Consider the following 19,367-nt stretch of genomic DNA (forward strand, 5'->3'; position numbering starts at 1 on the left):
ACAATTATTTTTTTTACTTTTGCCAAAACGTTATCACCATTGCGATTGACGATTTATTATGCAAACAAGACATTTATCCTACATATTAATAACTGCTCTAGGGGCAGTTTTTTTTATCCCATTTATTGGTAGTTCCCATTTATTTGACTGGGACGAAATCAATTTTGCTGAATCGGCAAGAGAAATGATTTTGACAGGAAACTATGCTACTGTACAAATTAATTATATGCCATTTTGGGAAAAACCTCCTTTGTTTTTCTGGATGCAGGTCTTAGCCATGAAAGCATTTAATGTTTTCGACCCCAATTCTGGATTTGCTCCTGAATTTGGTGCTCGCTTCCCAAATGCTATCATTGGTATCATTACCCTTTTGGTTTTTTATCGAATCGGACGAAAACTCTATAATGAAAAGTTTGGTTTGTTGTGGGCTTTAGGATATTTAGGCTCATTTACACCACATTTATATTTTAAATCAGGTATTATTGACCCTACTTTCAACCTATTTATCTTTTTGGGCGTTTGGTATTTCTCACAAAGTGTTTCTACAAATCAAAATACATCTAAACGCCAGACCTACGGCTTACTTTCGGGGCTATTTGTAGGATTGGCAATTCTAACCAAAGGACCTGTCGGTGGTTTATTATGGGGACTTACCGTATTCACTTATTGGGGCGTCAATGGATTTAGTGCTAGTTTCTTGAAAGATGCAATCAAACCATTTTTCTCAGCCATTGCTATTGCTTTTTTGGTGGCTTGTATTTGGTTTGGACTATCTATCTATCAAAATGGATGGGGTTTGTTTGTAGAGTTTATTCAATACCAAATTCGTTTGTTGACTACGGGCGATGCTGGACACGAACAGCCATTCTATTATCATTTTGTGGTTGTATTGGTAGGTTGTTTTCCTATTTCAGTATTGGCGATTCGTGCATTGGGAACCTCAGGGTCGGGTAATTCTCAAGGAGAATATTTTAGAAAATGGATGATTTATTTGTTTTGGGTAGTCATGATTTTATTCACGATTGTGAAAACCAAGATTGTTCATTATTCATCAATGGCATGGTTTCCTGTGTCGTATTTGGCGGCATACCATGTCCATAACTTACTATCAGGTACTTGGAAATGGTCAAAACTCACAGGTTTTGGTTTGTTCTTTATTGGTTTGGTAATGGCAATTGCTCTTACTGCTGTGCCATTGGTAGGTCAGTATGCAGCACAGTTGATTCCATATATCAAAGATGACTTTGCCGTGGCAAATCTCAGTGCCAAAGTTACGTGGGGCGGATGGGAGCAATACATGGGCTTAGCGTATATTGTAGCAGTAATAGCTATGGTGAGTATGCGCAATATTCGAGGTTTATATATTGCTACTGCGCTATGTTTATTTGGTTATTCGGCGGTAGTAGTGAGCAAAATCGAAGGGTATTCACAACGTGCTGCGATTAGTTTTTATGAATCATTGAAAGGTAAAGATGTGTATGTGGAGCCAATTGGTTTTAAATCGTATGCACAACTATTCTATTTCCAAAAACAGCCTCAGAAACCTAAAACAGAGGCCTATTTATTGAATGACCCTCATTTGGACAAACCTGCATATTTTGTGATGAAGATTACAGCAGATAGCGCCATGAAAGCGCATCCTAATCTACGATTGATAAAAGAAGAAAACGGATTTTTGTTTTACGAAAGAAAATAAAATGAAAAAGCTGGCAGTGATGCCAGCTTTTTTGGTAAAGAAAAATATATGTAGTCAGGTAGTAAACAATTTTTTCGAAGCTGTTGCTAGCTTGTAACTTTTTATACAAAACTCATTAATCATGAGCAACTAATGTTCTTGGACGGTCTTCAAGGGCCTTGAAGAAAGAGTACATTGGATTGACATCCAATTTAATAAATTTCTGCCAAATTTTAATGGCTTTTGTAATCAATTCATTTTCTATTAAAAAGCCATCATGGCCATATAACGAGTCCAAAGCCTGAAATGTAGCGCCAGGAATGTGTTTTGCTAAAAACTCTTGCTCATTAATAGGAAACAGTGCATCGGATTTGATACCCATAACAAGTGTCTTTGCTTTGACTTGTCCAAGGGCATTAATTACTCCACCTCTTCCACGACCTACATCTTGCGAATCCATTACTTGCGATAATACATAGTACGAAAATGCATTGAATCGTTGTGCCAGTTTCTCACCTTGATAACGCTGATACGTGACAGCACGATAGGTTTTGTCCAAACCTTCCTCGCGGCGTGCTTGGGTTACACCATAAGTTTCGTAGTTGCGATATGAAATCAAGGCTGTAGCACGAGCGGCTTTCATACCATTGATACCTGCCAAAGGATGGCTTTCTTTCCAAGTAGGGTCTACTTCAATAGACATTCTTTGAGACTCATTGAACGCAATTCCCCAAGGAGAATGTTGGGCATTAGTCGCAATCAAAATCAAATTTTCGATAAGCTCAGGTTGAGAAATAGCCCATTCTACAGCCTGCTGACCACCCAAAGATCCACCAACACAAGTTTTGATTTTTGAAATACCCAGATGCTCTCTCAATAAATCAAAAGAGTTGACAATATCACGAATCGTAATAGTTGGAAAAGTGTGAAAATATGGATCACCAGTTTCGGGGTTAATCGAAAGAGGTCCTGTACTTCCATAATGTGATCCCAACACATTTACACAGATAATAAAGTATTGTTCTGGGTCAAACAATTTGCCTTTGCCGACCAAACCTTGCCACCAATCTGCTACATCTTGGCTACCTGTAAAAGCATGGCATACCCATATCACGTTCGAACAGTCAGTATTGAGCTGTCCAAGCGCTTGATAAGCTAATTCAACTTCTGGCAAAACTCCTCCTGCTTCGAGTTTGAAAGGAGCATGATGTTTAAAAATTGACGTATTTAACACGAATTGAGATGCTGTTTTTGATAATAATAAAGAATCAAGAAGAGAACATTTAGTTGAAAATGATACGATTTGTTGTTTTAACCTAAAAATGAAAGAAACAACTCATCATTAACCCCAACTTCTTTAGTTCTCCATCAGTTTGGCTGAAATCTCCTCAAAAGACTCCTCATATTCCCAGTACATCAAACGACCAAATGCCCCTGTAACCAACATATATTTTTCGCTTAGAGACTGAATGCGGTCGACTGCTACAATTTTTAGACTTGCTCTTTCTACCTCGATACTTTCGATAATTTCTCGATTGTGCTCGTCATACCCATGGACAACTAGATAGCTGCCTACGGTAATTGGAATAAATTTTTTCATGGATGCGTACAGACATATAGCCACAATGAATTGTGACAGTGAAACGATACATCGTAAACCTGACGAATACTGAACAGCAGAATGTAAAAATGTAGCTGGATTAGTTTCGTAATTGGTTTATATTTCCCAATAATGATTAACTTATTGGGTAGGAATTAGCACCTTGCCTTTACGAATCAGTAGGTTGCCAGAAGTTCATAGAGCCTATTCTCTCCCTTCTTCTTTATAAATCAACTACTACCTTTTGTGAAGAGTAATTGACTTGATGTTGCAAATATAATAGCTAGAATCTCGAAAATGCAAACGTTTTATAGATAGATTATATTTACAGCATCTATTTTCTACTAAAAACAACCCATATCGCCAAATGAAGTCATTTGTATATACACTACCAGTCATCAAGAAATCGTTGTAGATTCGCTTTTCTTTTTTTAAATCGCTAGTTCGAACCATTTTACCGTTCTAAATCAAACCAATTGCAATGAAAAACAATTTAACCTATTGCTTTATTACTTTATTAAGCTTGCTGTGTTTTACTAACACGTCACATGCACAAGAGCAACCTGTTTATGAAAAACTTCGTGCTACTTTAACTAAATACCGCTATTCGTATCCTCAAGAAAAAGTGTATCTCCATTTGGATAAACCATACTACATGGCTGGCGAAACAATGTGGCTAAAAGGCTATTTGTTCGATGCCTCTTCTAATGGTGTGGATTCGGTGAGTCGAGTGCTATATGTAGATTTGGTACAGCCAGCTACGGGTAAAGTCATAGTTCACAAAGTGCTAAAAGCTTTGGCCGTTTCGGTGGGCGATATTCAATTGCCAGATACCCTTGCAACTGACCTTTATCGCATAAGAGCCTACACCAATTATATGCGAAATTTTTCAGAATCTTTATTTTTTGAAAAAGATGTGAGAGTATGGCAAAATACCAATATGTCTTCTATGAACGAAAATAAAGCTCAGGCTCTCAATGAGGTAGCATCTGTTAACTTTTTCCCAGAAGGAGGGTATTTGGTTGAAAACCTAGAAAGTCGGTTAGCCTTCAAAATTGTGAATAAGTTAGGAAAAGGTGTCGAAACCTCAGGCTTTGTTTTGGCCAATGATAAAGATACCGTTGGGGTGTTTAGCACAGCTCATTTAGGGCATGGAGTATTCAATTTTCATCCTGAAACTAATAATACTTATTCGGCCTATGTAAGAAAATCAGACGGGAGCTATATCAAACAAGAGTTACCCCAACCTCAAAAAGGTGGCTACATCATGAGTGTGGATAATGTTACTTACAAGGATAAAATCCGACTCTATATTCAGAACTCTAGCCCCAAACCTGCTGGACAAGGCAAAGAACTACCTATCATTGTACAACAACGCGGAGAGGTTTGTATGATTGCGAAAGGTTCAGAATCAAGTAAAAGTTTTGTGGCCAATATTCCTAAAAATCAAATTCCTGATGACGGGGTAGTGCAGATTACTTTATTTTCGCCCGAAGGATTACCCATTTGTGAAAGGTTGATATTTGTTGAGCATGGAAATAGAGCATTACAGGTGAATGTTTCTTCGAATAAAGTAGAATATAAAAGTCGCGAGAAAGTAGATTTGAATATCGAAGTAAAAGACGCCGAAGGCAAACCTGTTCAAGGGACTTTCTCTGTAGCCGTTACTGATGCCTCACAAGTAAAGAGCGAACCTTATGCCGACAATATTTTGACTTATGTTTTGTTAAATTCGGAGGTAAAAGAATCGTTGAGTGGGCAGTATTATCAACAAATACAAGGGGCTGTAGAGCAACCACAATATTATTTTGACAACACACAAGAAAACCGTCATTTACACCTTGATTTATTAATGATGACGCAAGGTTGGCGCCGATTTACTTGGCAACAAATGTTGAACGATGTCAAACCTAAAATGGATTACTTTGTTGAACAAGGACTAGAAATTACAGGTAGAGCACTTCGCCCTAATGGCAAAGTAACAGATAAGCTTACTTTAACTTTGATGCTCAAAAAGCCTAAAGAAAACCCAATAATAGCTATGACAAGTGTGGATTCATTGGGAAGATATGGCTTCTATAACCTAGATTTTACAGATAGTGTTGATGTGTATCTTCAGGCTGTAAAGGCAAATGGTGCTCGTAATTTGACCCTAACGATAGACGAGGCTCTTTCGTTACCCAAAACAAGACCGCTTCAAATTCCTAATGAGGTGCGCATATTTGACCCAAATGCTTTTGCGACTTTCTTAAAATACTCAAGAGAATCCATAGAACTTGAGAAGAAGCTCATTACTGAAAAAGTACAAATGCTTCAAGAAGTAACGGTAACTGCCAAAAAAGAACCAGAGGATAATCGTAAAATTTATGGACAAGCGAGCAACACGCTCAAGGTAGATGATACGCTCTGTGGAGGTATGTTTAGTGTCTTACAAATGCTACAAGGGAGGGTTCCTGGGGTGCAAGTAGTACAGACAGGTATGGGAACTTATTCCGTACTAATTCGAGGTCAAGGCTCTATTAATGCCTCTAATGATCCACTATTTTTGATTGATGGTATGCAAGTAAGTAGTGATGTGATAAATACATTACCTCCATGCGATGTTGAAAGTATAGATGTATTGAAAGGAGCTGATGCTGCTATTTTTGGAGTAAGAGGAGGTAATGGTGTTGTTTCGGTATTGACAAGAAAAGGAAATGCCAATTATGACTGGAGCAAGTCTAATACAGAAGGTGTAAAAATTCAGAAACGCATGGGTTATGCCATGACCAGAGAGTTTTTTGCCCCACAATATGGGCAAGCTAAGCCAGAGCACGTTCGTCCAGACTATCGTTCTACACTATATTGGAACGCCAATATAACGACTGATGCCTCAGGTAAAGCCACAACAAGCTTCTGGAATAGTGATGCCAAAGGTAATATGAACATCAAATTAGAAGGAATGTCAAATCAAGGGCGAGTGGGTGTTGCTCAAAATGAATATTTGGTAAGGTAATATATTCAAGAGGTATTTGGTTCTCGGCTAGAGCTTGTAGGTCTCGTATTCCATTAAGCTTGAATATCATAGCGAATAACTGATAGCCGAAAGATAATCTAATACAATAAAAGGGGAATAAATTGCAGTAATTTATTCCCCTTTTTCATTTCTGAATGAAGGTTTTACGTATCTTTGCGGAAAAATTCAGAACCTACAATGTTACGCATCATCGTACTGACCGTTGTGGTCGGTTTAATCTTCTTTTTGGCTCCATACATTGGTTTATCAGAATATGTTCATGCTGATAAGTGGTTCATGCTTGCATTTTATGCAACACTTTCCTATTTCAATCATTTATTGATGCAGCAAGGCTTTGCCAACGACCGAAAGCATTTTATTGAGTTTTACATGGGAAGTATTGGTGCTCGCCTAATTTTGAGTCTAGCATTTATTGGATTCTTCATATATAAGAGCACTCCTGACATATATACATTTATTAGCAACTTTTTTGTACTCTATTTATGTTATACAGGTTTTGAAATCTACGATTTGTATCGTAACTTGCGACACTTTTCATAGGCCCTGTGTTAATAATTAGTATAAGTTGTTGATTTTCAGGTGGAGTAAAGCATACGAATTAGAAAGTCAAAATCATAAACCATTATACGTTCATCCCCCACGTCGAGATGAGAAAATTATATTTTTCAAATATTGTAGCATTTTTATTTTTATTTGCTACTTCAGTATTTGCACAATCCGAGCATCACTCAGCAACTTCCGCTACGGCTGATTCAACAGTAGCAGTTCATGGCGTAGAGGCAACTGCCGAACACGCTGCTGGTGCTGAAGCACACGAAGAAGGCAAAGTTGACTTAGGTCACATGATTATGCACCACATTGCTGACGACCACAAATGGGAGTTTGCACATGGCATTGGTGTTCACCTTCCTGTAATTGCTTATACGAAAGATGGTGTAAAAGTATTTTCTTCTAGCAAATTGGAAGATGAGCACGGCAACCCAGTAGCTTATGAGGGATTAATCTTGGAGCACGGCAAGTTGCACGCTGAAGATGGCTCTCACGTTTTGGATTTGTCAATCACTAAAAACGTAGCTTCTTTATTGGTTAGTGCTGTATTGTTGCTTTTGATTTTTATTAGTGTTGGTAACGCTTACAAAGAAAGAGGCACTAAAGCTCCAAAAGGATTACAGTCTTGGTTAGAGCCAATTATCATCTTTATTCGTGATGAAGTTGTTAAAAACAGCATCGGAGAAAAACACTACAGAAGATTCCTTCCATACTTGTTAACCTTGTTTTTCTTTATTTGGATTAATAATCTTTTGGGTTTATTACCAGGTGGAGCTAACGTAACGGGTAACATTGCTGTAACACTAGTATTGTCGGTGCTTACTTTGTTGATTACCAACTTAAATGGTAAAAGCACTTATTGGGGACACATTTTTGCCATGCCTGGCGTTCCAAAATGGTTGTTGGTAATCTTAACTCCAGTAGAAATTATAGGTGTATTTACAAAGCCAGTATCATTGATGATTCGTTTGTTTGCTAATATTACAGCAGGTCACATCATCATGTTGAGCTTTATTGGTTTGATTTTCATCTTGAAACTTTGGGTGGTTACACCAGTGATTAGTGCATTTGCAGTATTCATGAACATTATCGAATTATTGGTAGCGTTTTTGCAAGCATTCATCTTTACGTTGTTGACTGCAAGCTACATTGGTTCAGCAGTTGAAGAGCATCACCACGATGATCATCACTAAGATTTAAGTTAGCGGGCAAAATTGAAATATTATCTGCTATAGGCTTTAAGCCATAAGCTAAAGGAATAAAAGCATTCCTTATTTGATAGTAAAAGTTTTTTTGCCTAATGCCTAGGGCATATAGCCTAAAGAACATTAGTACTTAAGTTCATATTTTTCATTAGTAAATAATTTTTTTCACTTACATAAACAAATAACAATCATGTCACTTTTGTCAATTTTAGCTGAAGTTTCTTTAGGTACAGGTTTAGCAGGTATCGGTGCTGGTTTAGTAGCAATCGGTGCTGGTTTAGGTATCGGTAACATCGGTGGTCGTGCAATGGAATCAATCGCTCGTCAACCAGAAGCTTCTGGCAAGATCCAAGGTGCGATGTTGGTTGTAGCTGCTTTCGTTGAAGCGGTTGCTCTTTTCGCAGCAGTTATTTGCTTCTTGGTAGCTAACAAATAATTTGTAGCTAACCAAGGATATCGGAATAGCCGTTTGATTGAAAATTAGTTTCTATCTCATTCTATTTTGATATAGCACAAAATTATCTTCGTGTTATTACGCATTAGGCCGATAGCACGAAGTTTTTTGAGAAAATTCATTTTCCAAATCATATAGTAAACCCTGATAAAAGCACTTCCTAATTACACAATACAAGAATTGCTTTTCAATCGCAAAAACATTTATTTAATATGGAATTACTTACTCCTGATTTAGGTCTGATCTTTTGGCAGTTGGTAGTTTTCGGCCTTTTGTTCTTTGTATTAGCAAAATTCGCTTGGAAACCAATCATTGCTTCTTTGCATGAGCGTGAAGAGTCTATCGAAAGCGCTTTGGCTTTGGCTGCAAAAACACGTGAAGAAATGATTGAGTTGAAAGCTGGTAACGAAAAGTTATTAGTTGAGGCTCGTGCTGAACGTGATGGTATCTTGAAAGCTGCAAAAGAAGCTTCTGATAAAATGATTGCTGATGCTAAAGCTGAAGCTCAAAAAGCAGCTAGCGCTGAAATCGAAAAAGCTCGCGTAGCATTCGAACAAGAAAAAGCTAGTGCTGTGGCTTCAATCAAGAAAGAGACTGCTGCTCTTTCATTGGAAATTGCTGAGAAAATTCTTCGTACTCAATTGGCAGATCGTTCTGCTCAAGAAAAATTGGTTACGGATTTATTATCTGATGCTAAATTAAACTAATTCAGTGATGAGCTTAACAGCTCGCAACTCAAAGCGTAAAGAGAAATGTCAGAACAAAGTGTAGCTTTCCGATATGCTAAATCATTGATTGGTTTGGCCGCTGAAAAAGGTGTAGTTGAAAAAGTTCATGAAGATATGAAATTCTTCGACCAAGTTTGCGATGAAAACCGCCAACTTGTTTTAACCTTGAAAAGCCCAATCGTAAAACACTTACAGAAATTAGGTATTTTGACTGCTATCTTCAAAGATAAAGTTGACCCTGTAACGTTTTCGATTTTTGAAATTATCACTAAGAAAAACCGTGAAAAACTTCTTCCTGCTATCGCTGAAGAGTTCCAACGTCAATATGCTCTCTATAAAGGTATCCAAAAAGCAGAGGTTACTACGGTATCTCCTTTGACAGATGCTCAAAAAGCAGAATTCATTCGTTTGGTAACTGAAGCTACAGGTAAAACTGTTGAATTGGTTGAAAAAGTGAACCCTGAATTGATTGGTGGTTATGTACTTCGTATCAACGACCGTCAAATCGATACTTCAGTAAAAGCAAGATTAAACGACTTGAAAGTATCTTTCCTTCAATAGTTTTAGAAAGAAAGTACTTATTAATATCAAAAACGACAGCTTCTGTGATTCACGGAGGCTGTCGTTTTTTTATATTTGAAGTAAAATTGTTAGAGGCTGAAAGTCTATTTACCCTTCTTCAAAATTCCCCCTATAGCTATGACAGTTCTGGACGAATTAAGTCAGGTTTCGATATTAGAGGTAGCGCAAGACCTAGGATTGGAGGTAAACCGCAATCGTATGGTTTGCCCATTTCATGAGGAAAATACCCCATCTCTAGTTTTATATCCCCATACTAATAGCTTTTACTGTTTTGGCTGCGCCAAGACTGGTAACTCTATTACGCTATTTTCTGAAATTCGACAGTTGAGTATTAAAGATACAATTCAAACGATGGCTCAGACGTATTTGTCTGGATATTCGCCTCAACAGTATCAGAAAAGTGCTAAACCTCTTCCTGCAAAGAATACATTACAAACTGTAGATGTCAAAAAGTTACAAGAGAAAGAAAAGCCTGTAGAAGAAATCCACTCTCAAATTTATGAAGCATTTAGAGATTGTTGTTTGCAGCAACCTTCCAACGAACTATCCAAATCGGGTCTGGAATATATAAAGTCAAGAGGGTTTACAGATAAAACAATTCAGGATTTTAGGCTTTTTATGGTCAAAGATTATGCAAATGTGAGTTGGTATCTCAAACAACGTTTCTCAACCTTAGACTTGCAAGAATCGGGGCTTTTTAACGATAAAAACAACTTGATTTTCTATGCACATCCCTTGATTATCCCATACTATCGAAATGGAAGAATTGTGTATTTGCAAGGGCGCGTATTAGGTCCACCGCCCGAAGGGCACGGACGTTATCAGTTTTTGTACAAACATCCTCTTACCTTGTTTAATGCTGATGCTTTAGACAAAATCAAGCTAGACCAAGATGTTTATATTACCGAAGGAGCTTTTGATTGTATGCGATTGGTGCAGGCTGGCAAAACTGCCGTAAGTTTAGGAACAGCTAATGTTTTCAAGAAAGACTGGGCAAAACTATTTAAGCGTGCGAATGTGATTTTTTATCTGGACAATGATAAGGCTGGACATAAAGCCGCCGATGAACTAGAGAAGATATTTAGTCACTTTGGACTTACTTGTTCGCGCAAACAACTGCCTGAGGAGTACAAAGACGTAAATGATTATTACACCGATAAATTGGGTAGTAATGAACAGTTAAATCTTTTTTAAGATAAAAAGCTAAAAACCGAAAGCATTAGGTGTAAATCAAGCAATGCTTTCGGTTTATTTATTACTTCGTGGAGTCTTTTTTAGCAGGCTGAGGTTTTTTGAAAATACCATCAAGTACTCCTTTTTTCTGGCTTTCCAATAGCTTTTTGGCTCTTTCTAATGCCGCTTTTTTCAAGCTATCTGCCGTTGCTTTGGCTTGCGCTTGAATATCTCCCTGACCTGTTTTAAGCTTATCTTGAGCTTCTTTTAAAAGCTTTTCTTTTTCTGCCTTTAGTAAGTCTTCCGCTTGTTGGACTGCTTGATTTTTGGCATTATCAATTTGAGATTTGATTTCGGAGGTAACAACATCTTTCAAATTTTGTGCTGTACTGCTGTTATCAAAACGGACAATAGGCGATTTGAGCGTACCTATTAATGACAAATCAAATTTGACTCTAGGAACATTATTCAAGGCTTTTCCTGTCCATTGTGTGAATAAGTTATTAAAGCTTTGTCCAGCTTTACCACTAGGTATATCGAAGGCTAATTTGTAGTCCATATCTCCAACAATGCCGTGTTGTCCGCCAATATTGACTGCATAGTCATTCCATTTCACAGTAAATGGCTTAATTTTTAAAGTTCCATGGTCGATTTGAACCTGCATAAGTGCATTGTTCAATTGCAGGTCTTTTAATTGGGTCAACTTCGTATTTGCTACTAACTTTTCGATTAATGGACTATTTTGTAAGCTAGCTTTCAAGAGTTTTAATAAACCTGAGCCGTTTAAAGTGGAAAAATTTGGCATCATATCTTGGGTAAGCTCACCATTGATTTTAAATTGAGAAGATACCTCTCCAACCATAAACTGCGCTAAAGGCATCAGGTATTTTACCACACTCAAATGCTGGTAAGCCTCTGTGAAATTTACTTTTTCCAAATTTAGCCCAAAATCAAATTTGGGGTGTGAAATATCACTTGGGTCATAGCTACCTGTTGTGGCAAAACGTCCTCCTAATGCATCAAAATTGGTATTTTCAAGACGAATAGTTCCCTTATTGATTCTGATAACCCCTTTGGCGTTATTCATGGCCATTTTATCATAAACTATCTCATTAGCTTGCGTATTGAGGCTTAATTGTAGGTTTTTAGGAACTTCTACAACACTCGGGCGGGTATTAGGATTTGGTGCTTGACCCGAAGTAGTGGCTTTGGGCTCAGAACTCATCCATTCATTGACATTAAAATGATTTGATTTGACCTGAAAATTTCCTTTCAAAACATCATTCGTGAGTGCATAAGCCATGTAATTATTCATCGTACCAGTAGCCTCAAAATCACTACTTCCTAGATATCCTTTGGACTGAGTAATAGTAAGACTGTTGGGAGAAAGCTTCGCTTGTCCTTGTTCGATTTTAATACCTTGTGGTAGCTCCTTTGAACGGTATTCAAAATTGGATACAGCCATTTGTCCATTTGTATTCAAACTACCATATCGCTTCGCTTTCAAATCTTTGAGATTCCCTTGCGTACGGATATCCGCATCGATTTTTCCTTTGAGTGTTGTGTTTTCTACAGGAAAAATCTTGGTGATTTGTGTTAAATCAAGTTTGCCTTTAGCAGTGATATCCCACTTAAATGCATCAAAGTCTTGTACCGAACCTTTGGCCTGGAAGGTTTCGTCTAAAACATGGAAAGAGGCTTCCTGAATCGCTAATAAGCTATTTTTTTGCGTTCCGTCTTGGTTGGTTAAGTTTGCCTTAAAGTGAATATCTTCAATGGGCTTGGCAAATTGCTTTGAAAGGATATACCCATTTTCTAAAAGCATTTGAGCATTTGTTACTGGAAATTGTCCCGTAAGCGAATCATACGTGCCTTTACTATGAAGATCAACCCCAAAGCGACCTTTCAACTGGGTTCCTTCGATAGGGAATAATTTCGTGAGTTCTTCTAGCTGAAACTCACCTTTTACGTCAGCATCAACGACACTACGAGATAACCCTTTGATTTTGGCTTTTGCTTTGATAGGGTTTTTACCAAAATATAAATCAAAACGATTAAGCGCAATTTGGGTGCTATCTAGTTGGTTGCTGGTGTTATTAATATCGCAGTCTACCCAAACCTGACTAACGCCAGTTGGCAGAGAAGGATATTGAAAACTACCATTTTTCACCTGTACATTTAGGTGAAAAGAGGGAATTGACTGAGAAGAATATAGTCCCTTCACCTGTCCAATACATTGAATTTCGCCCTCTGCTTTCAAGTCTTCAAACTGATTTTGATAAATCATTGGAACGAGCGAAACCAAGTTTTTGAAATTAGTTTCAGGAGTCTGAAATGCTACATCCATCGTGTAGGTAGAATCCCGTTGTTGCACTTTTCCTGAAAAAGATAGTTCAAATTCGTTGAGACGAATGCGGGTGTCTTGAAAAGAATACTTTTGGGCAGATTGATCAACCTGAATAAGTGATTGCCACGCTAATTTACGTTTATTGAAATAGTTTTTCCCTTCCCAAACTACCGAGGCTTGATTGATTTCGGTATTGGTAGCCAAGTCAAAAATCTGTTTGTTGATATCACCACTACCGTTGTGTTCAATATCGGTCAACAGTATTTCGGAGTCTTTTTGAAGGTCTTTGTATAAAATTGTTCCTTTTACAATTTGCCAATTTTGGATTTGTAACTGAACCCCTTCCGAAGGTTTTCCTGAAGTAGAACCTGTATCTTTAGACGGCACAAAAATGTCATAATTCACCTGACCATTTTTTAGGATTTTGAGGTAAATCTTAGGTTGTTCTAGGCGGATGTTTTGTATGATTTTTTGCCCTTTGATTAAACTCATTACATCAAAAGATAACTCAAAACCCTTCGCTTGAGCCAAAGTATCTTGGGAAAATGGGGCAAGACCTATAATACCAAAATCTTCGATATTGATAGCCAAATAGGGAAAATGGCGAAACAGCGAGAGGTTCAAATCTGAGTAATAGACTTTCCCCTTCACTTGTTTGATAATGGCTTTATTGACTTGTTCCTGTATTTGGTCCTTGAAAAAATAGGGTAAGGTATAGGCAAGACCTAACAATCCTGTTAAGACGGCCAATAAGGTAAGGCTTAGCTTTTTCATAGTTGTTAGATAAAATATGCACTGCTAATGCTTTAAATAGACCATAAGCATTAGTCAACATGTTTATTTCATTGAATAAAAGGACTATTACACTTTTTTCTTCAAGTGCTACCAAATAATTGGAGCACTATTACTTTAGAACGAACTATAAGTTAAAAATTGTGAGTTAAATGAGCAAATGGACGGTTGATTTAGTGAATGAGTGATTATGTTAAAATTTAGATTCTCCCAGTAGAGACGCAATGCTTGCGTCTCGATGCTTGCGTCTCAAACCAAGTAAATCTAGTATAATAGCCTCAAAAAAGGGGTCGGAAAATAGATTCCGACCCCTTTTTTATGAAAATTATGGAGGATAATCACAGTCTTAAAATTTGGGATGACTCATGTTTTGATTCTACTATGCTAGATTTCACTTGACTCGAGGCGCAAACATGGTGCATCGACTGCTAGCCTACTAGATTTTCGATTAACCTCTAACAGAGAACTACTCCCCAATAACCAATTTTTCGATAAGTAAAATCAAAATGTGAATTACCTTGATATGTACTTCTTGAATACGGTCGGCGTAGCCAAAATGCGGAACAATGATTTCTACATCTGCTTGTCCAGCTAGCTTTCCACCATCTTTTCCTGATAAAATCACAATTTTCATACCTTTTGCTTTGGCAGCTTCTACGGCACGAATCACGTTGGCAGAGTTGCCACTCGTTGAAATACCTAAAAGTACATCTCCTGAATTGCCTAAGCCTTCTACAAAGCGAGAAAAGATATATTCAAAACCGTAGTCATTGCCTACGCAAGAAATATGTGAAACATCCGAAATGGCGATTGCTGGCATCGAACGGCGTTCGTTACGATAGCGACCCGAAAGTTCTTCAGCAAAGTGCATGGCATCACAATGCGAGCCACCGTTTCCACAAGAGATAATCTTGTTATTTGCTTTGATAGCATCGGCCATTAATTGTGCTGCTGCCTCAATTTGCTGAATATTATGTTCGTCCGATAAAAACTCCTGGAGAACAAGTTGAGCTTCGTTAAGCTCTTGTGAAATGATATTTTTTAGCACTGATTCTCAAAAATTTAATGAAGCCTAATGGCAATTTGGAGACTGATTTGGGATTTTTGAGAGATACCCATAACGCTGTGGTTATTTATATTTCTCGCATAATTTTATTTTATGTACAAAATTACAAATTCCCAATCGAGTGGTCTACGAAGGATTGAAAAAATTTCGGATGTCGGATATTTGATTAGGATTGTACAAAGGATTTCCAATAATTGCGGATTGGGGATTTCTGATTTCGGAAATAAAGAAAAAAACCTTTGCTTTTACAAAACATAAATGATTACACTTCCGAAATCTAACATCTGATATCCCCAATAAACGGTTTATAAAATCCTTCCTAAAACCCTAATTCACAATTCAACATTCCTACTTAGTAGTCTCCTCCAGCGCCACCGCCACCGAAGTCACCACCGCCAAAGCCTCCGAAGTCAAAACCACTGTCACCTCCGCCACCACCGCTACGATTACCCCATGACGAGCCACCAGTAATGATAATTGGAGGAGTCCAGCCGCCGCCTCGGTAGCCTCCACGACCACCGCCGCCACCACGTTTTGAAATAATGATAGAAATGACAATAAATAGTATGATGAGAATAACTATGATAAAAAAGCCTAGTGGACTGTCATCATCTGAGGTAGCATCAGATTTGAATTCACCACTTGCACGCTGAATCATTTCGTCGGTAGCCTCATTGAGACCTTGATACCACTGTTGTTGCTTAAAATTCGGAACAAGAATCGTATTAATGATTCTTTTACAGATAGCATCGGGCAAAACATCTTCGATACCTCTACCTGTTACGATGCGAATTTTACGAGTTTCGGTAGCCCACAAGAGCAATACCCCATTGTTTTTATTTTTTGCTCCAACTCCCCATGTTTTAGCAATTTTCATAGCATAATCATACGGATCAGACTCGCCCGTATTTTTTACAATGACAATTGAAATTTCTGTAGAGGTCGAATCACGATAGCCTCTAAGTTTTTGTTCTAATGCGTTACGCTCTTCTGGCTTGAGTTTCATCACGAAATCACTTACCATAAGAGGAGGGTTAGGCTGTGCAGGAATATCTTGTCCAATCGCTTTGATGAAAAACGATAAAGACAAAATAAGTACTGCTAAATATTGTTGTATTTTTCTAGACATGACTGATTAGATAGGATGGCATGTTAAGTTAGTAGGCAAAATAAAAATTAATTTTTGAGCTTACGGCTTTCAGCTTTGAGCATTTGGCAAAAATATATCTATTGTTACTAAAAAACATTTTAACACTCTTTGCCTTGTGCCTGGTGGCTTATGCCTTCAACAAAAACTCAAATCTAATTTTGCTGTAATACTTGTAATTAATCACCAAATGAAATTTCATCCGAAATCTCATTGATATCATCCGATTGATATGGGAAAAATTGCTTGAGTGCAACTCCCGATTTTTGAATACCTACAGCAAAACCAGCTGCAAACTGATTCATGACAAAATGAGATTGCATATCATTGCGGATGTCTTGCCAAAAATTAGCAGGAACAACGTCATTAATGCCCTTGTCTCCCAAAATAGCAAATTTGCGATCGACAGTCGCCAGATAAAACAGCACGCCATTTCGTTGTGCTGTTTTGTGAAGTTCGAGCTGAGCAAACACGGCTTTGGCTCTTTCGAGCACGTCTCCTGGGCAGAATTGTTCGACATGAACTTTGATTTCACCCGAAGTTTCTTTCTCTGCAGCTTTGATAGCTTCGACAATGATACTTTGTTGTTCTTCAGAAAGTAGCATAAGAATATTGGAAAAAAGAAAACAGCTAAATTTAAACACTTTCTCAACAATAGTATAGCTGAGTAGTTACTTAAATTTAGCTGTTTCGGAGGATTATTTAGAGAAATCTACCGATGGTGCTTTTTGAGCAGAAGCATCAGCTTCGAAATAGCCTTTTTTGCTAAAACCAGAGAAACCAGCAATCAAACTGTTTGGGAATGTCACTACTTTATTGTTAAATTCTTTGACAGTATCATTAAAACGATCACGTTCTTCTTTGATTCTATTTTCAGTACCTTCCAATTGTGCTTGAAGCTCCGAGAAGTTTTCGGTCGCCTTCAAGGTTGGATAGTTTTCAGCTACCGCCATTAATCTTGAAAGGGCTCCGCTCAATTGGCTTTGAGCTTCTTGGAATTTCTTCATGTTTTCAGGCGAAAGGTCACTTGCGTCTAACTTGATTTGAGTCGCACTAGCACGAGCACTGATTACGTCTGTTAATGTACTTTTTTCAAAATTTGCTACTCCTTGTACTGTTTTTACAAGGTTTGGAATAAGGTCAGCACGGCGCTGATAAGCAGTTTGTACTTTTGCCCAAGATGCTTCCACATCTTGTTCGCTTGTAGCCATTCCGTTTCTTACACCGATTCCCCAGAATACTAAAACTGCTGCAACAACTAATGCAATGATGGTTCCTTTTGACATAGTCTTGGTAAATTTTAAAGTTAAAATTGTGGATAAACTCCGAGTGGATAGGTTATCCCTTGGACATACCATTTAGACGGCACTTTCCAAATATAAGTCTCAATTTAGGTTTGACAAGTTAAGTATTTTATATCAGTAAAAAAAGCTTTCACTAAAACCTAATGTCGTACTAATATTGATTCTTTACCAAATGTATAGTAAAAAAGACAAGCCAAAACGTTTTCTAGTTGAGACGCTTTTTTTGTGGATGAATGGTCATCTATATATTTGAAATGTAGGAAAAGAACTAAAGTCCAACTACTTTTTTCGCCAACGATTTACATCAAACAATGCTTTGGGGAAATTTACGCCGATATGTACTTGATACTTTTGTTGTTCTACAGGTGGCAATACCGAAATCAGGTGAACTTTATCGGCTGGAACCGAAGCCAATTCGGGTAGCCAATGCTTCACATATTCGCCTTGACTATCGTAACGAGTCGCTTGTGTCAAAATGTTAAAGTAACGGTTTTCGCGAGGGTCATTGCCTACGCCTGCTACATAATTCCAGTTGCCCCAGTTAGAGCATACATCATAGTCGAGCAATTGGCTTTCAAACCAACTAGCACCCCAAGTCCAATCTATTTTTAAATCTTTTACCAAGAAACTAGCCACATTTTGTCTTCCACGGTTTGACATAAATCCCGTGTCAAGAAGTTCTTTCATATTGGCGTCAATCAAAGGAATACCCGTTTCTCCATTTTTCCAAAGTTCAAATATTCTCTTATTTTGACTCCATTGAACGTGCTGATCTTGTTTGATACCTTTTGCTGAAAAAATTCTATTACCATATTTCATCGAAACAAAACGGAAATAGTCACGCCAAAGTAGCTCAAAAATCAGCCAATATGTTGAATCATTTTTGACCCGTTGGTATTCGTATTCCTGAACTTGCTGATAGATATACCTTGGCGAAATACAACCATTGGCTAGCCAAACCGAGAACTTTGAAGAAAAGTCCATACCTAGCATTTCGTTGCGGGTTTCTTTATAAACCTTTAATAAATCTTGTTCCCAAAAGTATTCTTTCAAACGTTGATTGGCTGCATCTTCACCACCTACATAATGGGTAGTAGCATCGGAAGAGTACCCCAACAAACTTTCGGCTGTGGGCATAGTACCGATACTTACATTGGTTTTGAACAAAAGAGCATAAGGCGTATCAAAGCAAGACCGCACATGACAAGATTTTTCTACTCTGTTTCTGAATTGTGTAAAAACGTCTGGCAACTGGTCAATATCGAAAGGTAAATCATCAATATGGAATAGAGTAGAAGTCCAAAAAAAGGACATAGATTTTCCCATTGCTTTCAAGGCGTCTTCTACTTGGGCATCTACGCTAGTTTCTTCAGATGTTACTTCTTCTGAGCAATAGACTGCCTCTGCCTCTAATTCAATAGCCAACCGAGGCAGTATCTCTTCAGGCTTTCCAATTCTAACAATCAAACCTGAACTGATAGACTGAAGATTTTTTCGAAGGTTTTGAACAGACTCTATTAAAAATTGCGTCCTAAGCCATCCTGTTTTCGAAAAACCTATAGATAGCTCCTCAAATTGCCTAGGGTCAAAAATATATACAGGGAATACGTTTGTGGTTTTTTGAGAAGCTTTCCACAAAGGCTCATGATCGTGTACTCTTAAATCGTTGCGATACCAAACTATAATACTCATTTTAATATGTTTTTTAGTGTATAACTTTCCGCGGGAG

Annotated in this window: 16 protein-coding genes and 1 riboswitch; of the genes, 8 read left to right on the forward strand and 8 right to left on the reverse strand. The window is 37.8% G+C overall.

Features of this window, described 5'->3' with window-relative positions; all coding sequences use genetic code 11:
• The first annotated feature begins 58 nt into the window (after positions 1–58).
• On the forward strand, positions 59–1,696 hold the full coding sequence (locus BWI92_RS06530) for a glycosyltransferase family 39 protein (RefSeq protein WP_095161312.1): 1,638 nt from the start codon (positions 59–61) through the stop codon (positions 1,694–1,696).
• Between the two features lie 115 nt (positions 1,697–1,811).
• On the opposite strand, the gene metX is transcribed toward BWI92_RS06530, so the two are convergent.
• The gene (gene metX / locus BWI92_RS06535) at positions 1,812–2,909 is read right to left on the reverse strand and encodes a homoserine O-acetyltransferase (protein WP_095161313.1); all 1,098 of its coding nucleotides are present in this window, start codon (positions 2,907–2,909) and stop codon (positions 1,812–1,814) included.
• A gap of 123 nt (positions 2,910–3,032) precedes the next feature.
• Entirely contained in the window at positions 3,033–3,275 is a 243-nt protein-coding gene (locus tag BWI92_RS06540) for a hypothetical protein (RefSeq protein ID WP_095161314.1), read from the reverse strand.
• 114 nt (positions 3,276–3,389) lie between these two features.
• A riboswitch (SAM riboswitch) is annotated at positions 3,390–3,507 on the reverse strand.
• Positions 3,508–3,756: 249 nt separating this feature from the next.
• Here BWI92_RS06540 and BWI92_RS06545 point away from each other — a divergent pair.
• The 7 genes from BWI92_RS06545 to BWI92_RS06575 all read left to right on the forward strand — a co-directional run bounded on the left by BWI92_RS06545 (position 3,757) and on the right by BWI92_RS06575 (position 11,003).
• Positions 3,757–6,270: a TonB-dependent receptor plug domain-containing protein gene (locus BWI92_RS06545; protein WP_095161315.1), complete on the forward strand. Its 2,514-nt coding sequence runs from the start codon at positions 3,757–3,759 to the stop codon at positions 6,268–6,270.
• A 198-nt stretch (positions 6,271–6,468) separates the two neighbouring features.
• Positions 6,469–6,831: a hypothetical protein gene (locus BWI92_RS06550; protein ID WP_095161316.1), complete on the forward strand. Its 363-nt coding sequence runs from the start codon at positions 6,469–6,471 to the stop codon at positions 6,829–6,831.
• 107 nt (positions 6,832–6,938) lie between these two features.
• Complete coding sequence (atpB, locus tag BWI92_RS06555) at positions 6,939–8,033, forward strand: F0F1 ATP synthase subunit A (protein ID WP_095161317.1); 1,095 nt, start codon at positions 6,939–6,941, stop codon at positions 8,031–8,033.
• A gap of 202 nt (positions 8,034–8,235) precedes the next feature.
• Positions 8,236–8,481, forward strand: a complete 246-nt coding sequence (gene atpE / locus BWI92_RS06560) for an ATP synthase F0 subunit C (protein ID WP_095161318.1) — start codon at positions 8,236–8,238, stop codon at positions 8,479–8,481.
• 230 nt (positions 8,482–8,711) lie between these two features.
• On the forward strand, positions 8,712–9,206 hold the full coding sequence (atpF, locus tag BWI92_RS06565) for a F0F1 ATP synthase subunit B (protein ID WP_095161319.1): 495 nt from the start codon (positions 8,712–8,714) through the stop codon (positions 9,204–9,206).
• Between the two features lie 45 nt (positions 9,207–9,251).
• Positions 9,252–9,788 carry an ATP synthase F1 subunit delta gene (gene atpH / locus BWI92_RS06570; protein WP_095161320.1) on the forward strand — a complete coding sequence of 179 codons (537 nt, stop codon included), beginning with the start codon at positions 9,252–9,254 and terminating at the stop codon, positions 9,786–9,788.
• 138 nt (positions 9,789–9,926) lie between these two features.
• Complete coding sequence (locus tag BWI92_RS06575; RefSeq protein ID WP_095161321.1) at positions 9,927–11,003, forward strand: CHC2 zinc finger domain-containing protein; 1,077 nt, start codon at positions 9,927–9,929, stop codon at positions 11,001–11,003.
• Between the two features lie 61 nt (positions 11,004–11,064).
• Here the strand turns inward: BWI92_RS06575 and BWI92_RS06580 are convergent, their stop codons facing one another.
• The 6 genes from BWI92_RS06580 to BWI92_RS06605 form a co-directional block, all read right to left on the reverse strand.
• A complete protein-coding gene (locus tag BWI92_RS06580; protein ID WP_095161322.1) occupies positions 11,065–14,103 on the reverse strand; it encodes an AsmA-like C-terminal region-containing protein in 3,039 nt (1,012 codons plus the stop codon).
• A 484-nt stretch (positions 14,104–14,587) separates the two neighbouring features.
• Positions 14,588–15,169: a D-sedoheptulose 7-phosphate isomerase gene (lpcA, locus tag BWI92_RS06585; RefSeq protein WP_095161323.1), complete on the reverse strand. Its 582-nt coding sequence runs from the start codon at positions 15,167–15,169 to the stop codon at positions 14,588–14,590.
• 370 nt (positions 15,170–15,539) lie between these two features.
• Positions 15,540–16,316, reverse strand: a complete 777-nt coding sequence (locus tag BWI92_RS06590; protein ID WP_095161324.1) for a YgcG family protein — start codon at positions 16,314–16,316, stop codon at positions 15,540–15,542.
• Positions 16,317–16,513: 197 nt separating this feature from the next.
• On the reverse strand, positions 16,514–16,939 hold the full coding sequence (locus BWI92_RS06595) for a TPM domain-containing protein (RefSeq protein ID WP_095161325.1): 426 nt from the start codon (positions 16,937–16,939) through the stop codon (positions 16,514–16,516).
• Between the two features lie 93 nt (positions 16,940–17,032).
• A complete protein-coding gene (locus BWI92_RS06600; protein WP_095161326.1) occupies positions 17,033–17,620 on the reverse strand; it encodes a LemA family protein in 588 nt (195 codons plus the stop codon).
• Positions 17,621–17,917: 297 nt separating this feature from the next.
• Positions 17,918–19,330: a DASH family cryptochrome gene (locus tag BWI92_RS06605; RefSeq protein ID WP_095161327.1), complete on the reverse strand. Its 1,413-nt coding sequence runs from the start codon at positions 19,328–19,330 to the stop codon at positions 17,918–17,920.
• Positions 19,331–19,367 lie beyond the last annotated feature (37 nt).

Source organism: Flectobacillus sp. BAB-3569 (genome assembly GCF_002270355.1).
In the GTDB taxonomy this organism is placed as follows: domain Bacteria; phylum Bacteroidota; class Bacteroidia; order Cytophagales; family Spirosomataceae; genus Flectobacillus; species Flectobacillus roseus.

What these genes read in the sequence shown, in the direction of transcription:
- BWI92_RS06530 (WP_095161312.1), top strand. Translation starts at nt 59, where the DNA reads ATGCAAACAAGACATTTATCCTACATATTAATAACTGCTCTAGGGGCA.
- BWI92_RS06540 (WP_095161314.1), bottom strand. Translation starts at nt 3,275, where the DNA reads ATGAAAAAATTTATTCCAATTACCGTAGGCAGCTATCTAGTTGTCCAT.
- BWI92_RS06545 (WP_095161315.1), top strand. Translation starts at nt 3,757, where the DNA reads ATGAAAAACAATTTAACCTATTGCTTTATTACTTTATTAAGCTTGCTG.
- BWI92_RS06550 (WP_095161316.1), top strand. Translation starts at nt 6,469, where the DNA reads ATGTTACGCATCATCGTACTGACCGTTGTGGTCGGTTTAATCTTCTTT.
- atpB (WP_095161317.1), top strand. Translation starts at nt 6,939, where the DNA reads ATGAGAAAATTATATTTTTCAAATATTGTAGCATTTTTATTTTTATTT.
- atpE (WP_095161318.1), top strand. Translation starts at nt 8,236, where the DNA reads ATGTCACTTTTGTCAATTTTAGCTGAAGTTTCTTTAGGTACAGGTTTA.
- atpF (WP_095161319.1), top strand. Translation starts at nt 8,712, where the DNA reads ATGGAATTACTTACTCCTGATTTAGGTCTGATCTTTTGGCAGTTGGTA.
- atpH (WP_095161320.1), top strand. Translation starts at nt 9,252, where the DNA reads ATGTCAGAACAAAGTGTAGCTTTCCGATATGCTAAATCATTGATTGGT.
- BWI92_RS06575 (WP_095161321.1), top strand. Translation starts at nt 9,927, where the DNA reads ATGACAGTTCTGGACGAATTAAGTCAGGTTTCGATATTAGAGGTAGCG.
- BWI92_RS06580 (WP_095161322.1), bottom strand. Translation starts at nt 14,103, where the DNA reads ATGAAAAAGCTAAGCCTTACCTTATTGGCCGTCTTAACAGGATTGTTA.
- BWI92_RS06590 (WP_095161324.1), bottom strand. Translation starts at nt 16,316, where the DNA reads ATGTCTAGAAAAATACAACAATATTTAGCAGTACTTATTTTGTCTTTA.
- BWI92_RS06595 (WP_095161325.1), bottom strand. Translation starts at nt 16,939, where the DNA reads ATGCTACTTTCTGAAGAACAACAAAGTATCATTGTCGAAGCTATCAAA.
- BWI92_RS06600 (WP_095161326.1), bottom strand. Translation starts at nt 17,620, where the DNA reads ATGTCAAAAGGAACCATCATTGCATTAGTTGTTGCAGCAGTTTTAGTA.
- BWI92_RS06605 (WP_095161327.1), bottom strand. Translation starts at nt 19,330, where the DNA reads ATGAGTATTATAGTTTGGTATCGCAACGATTTAAGAGTACACGATCAT.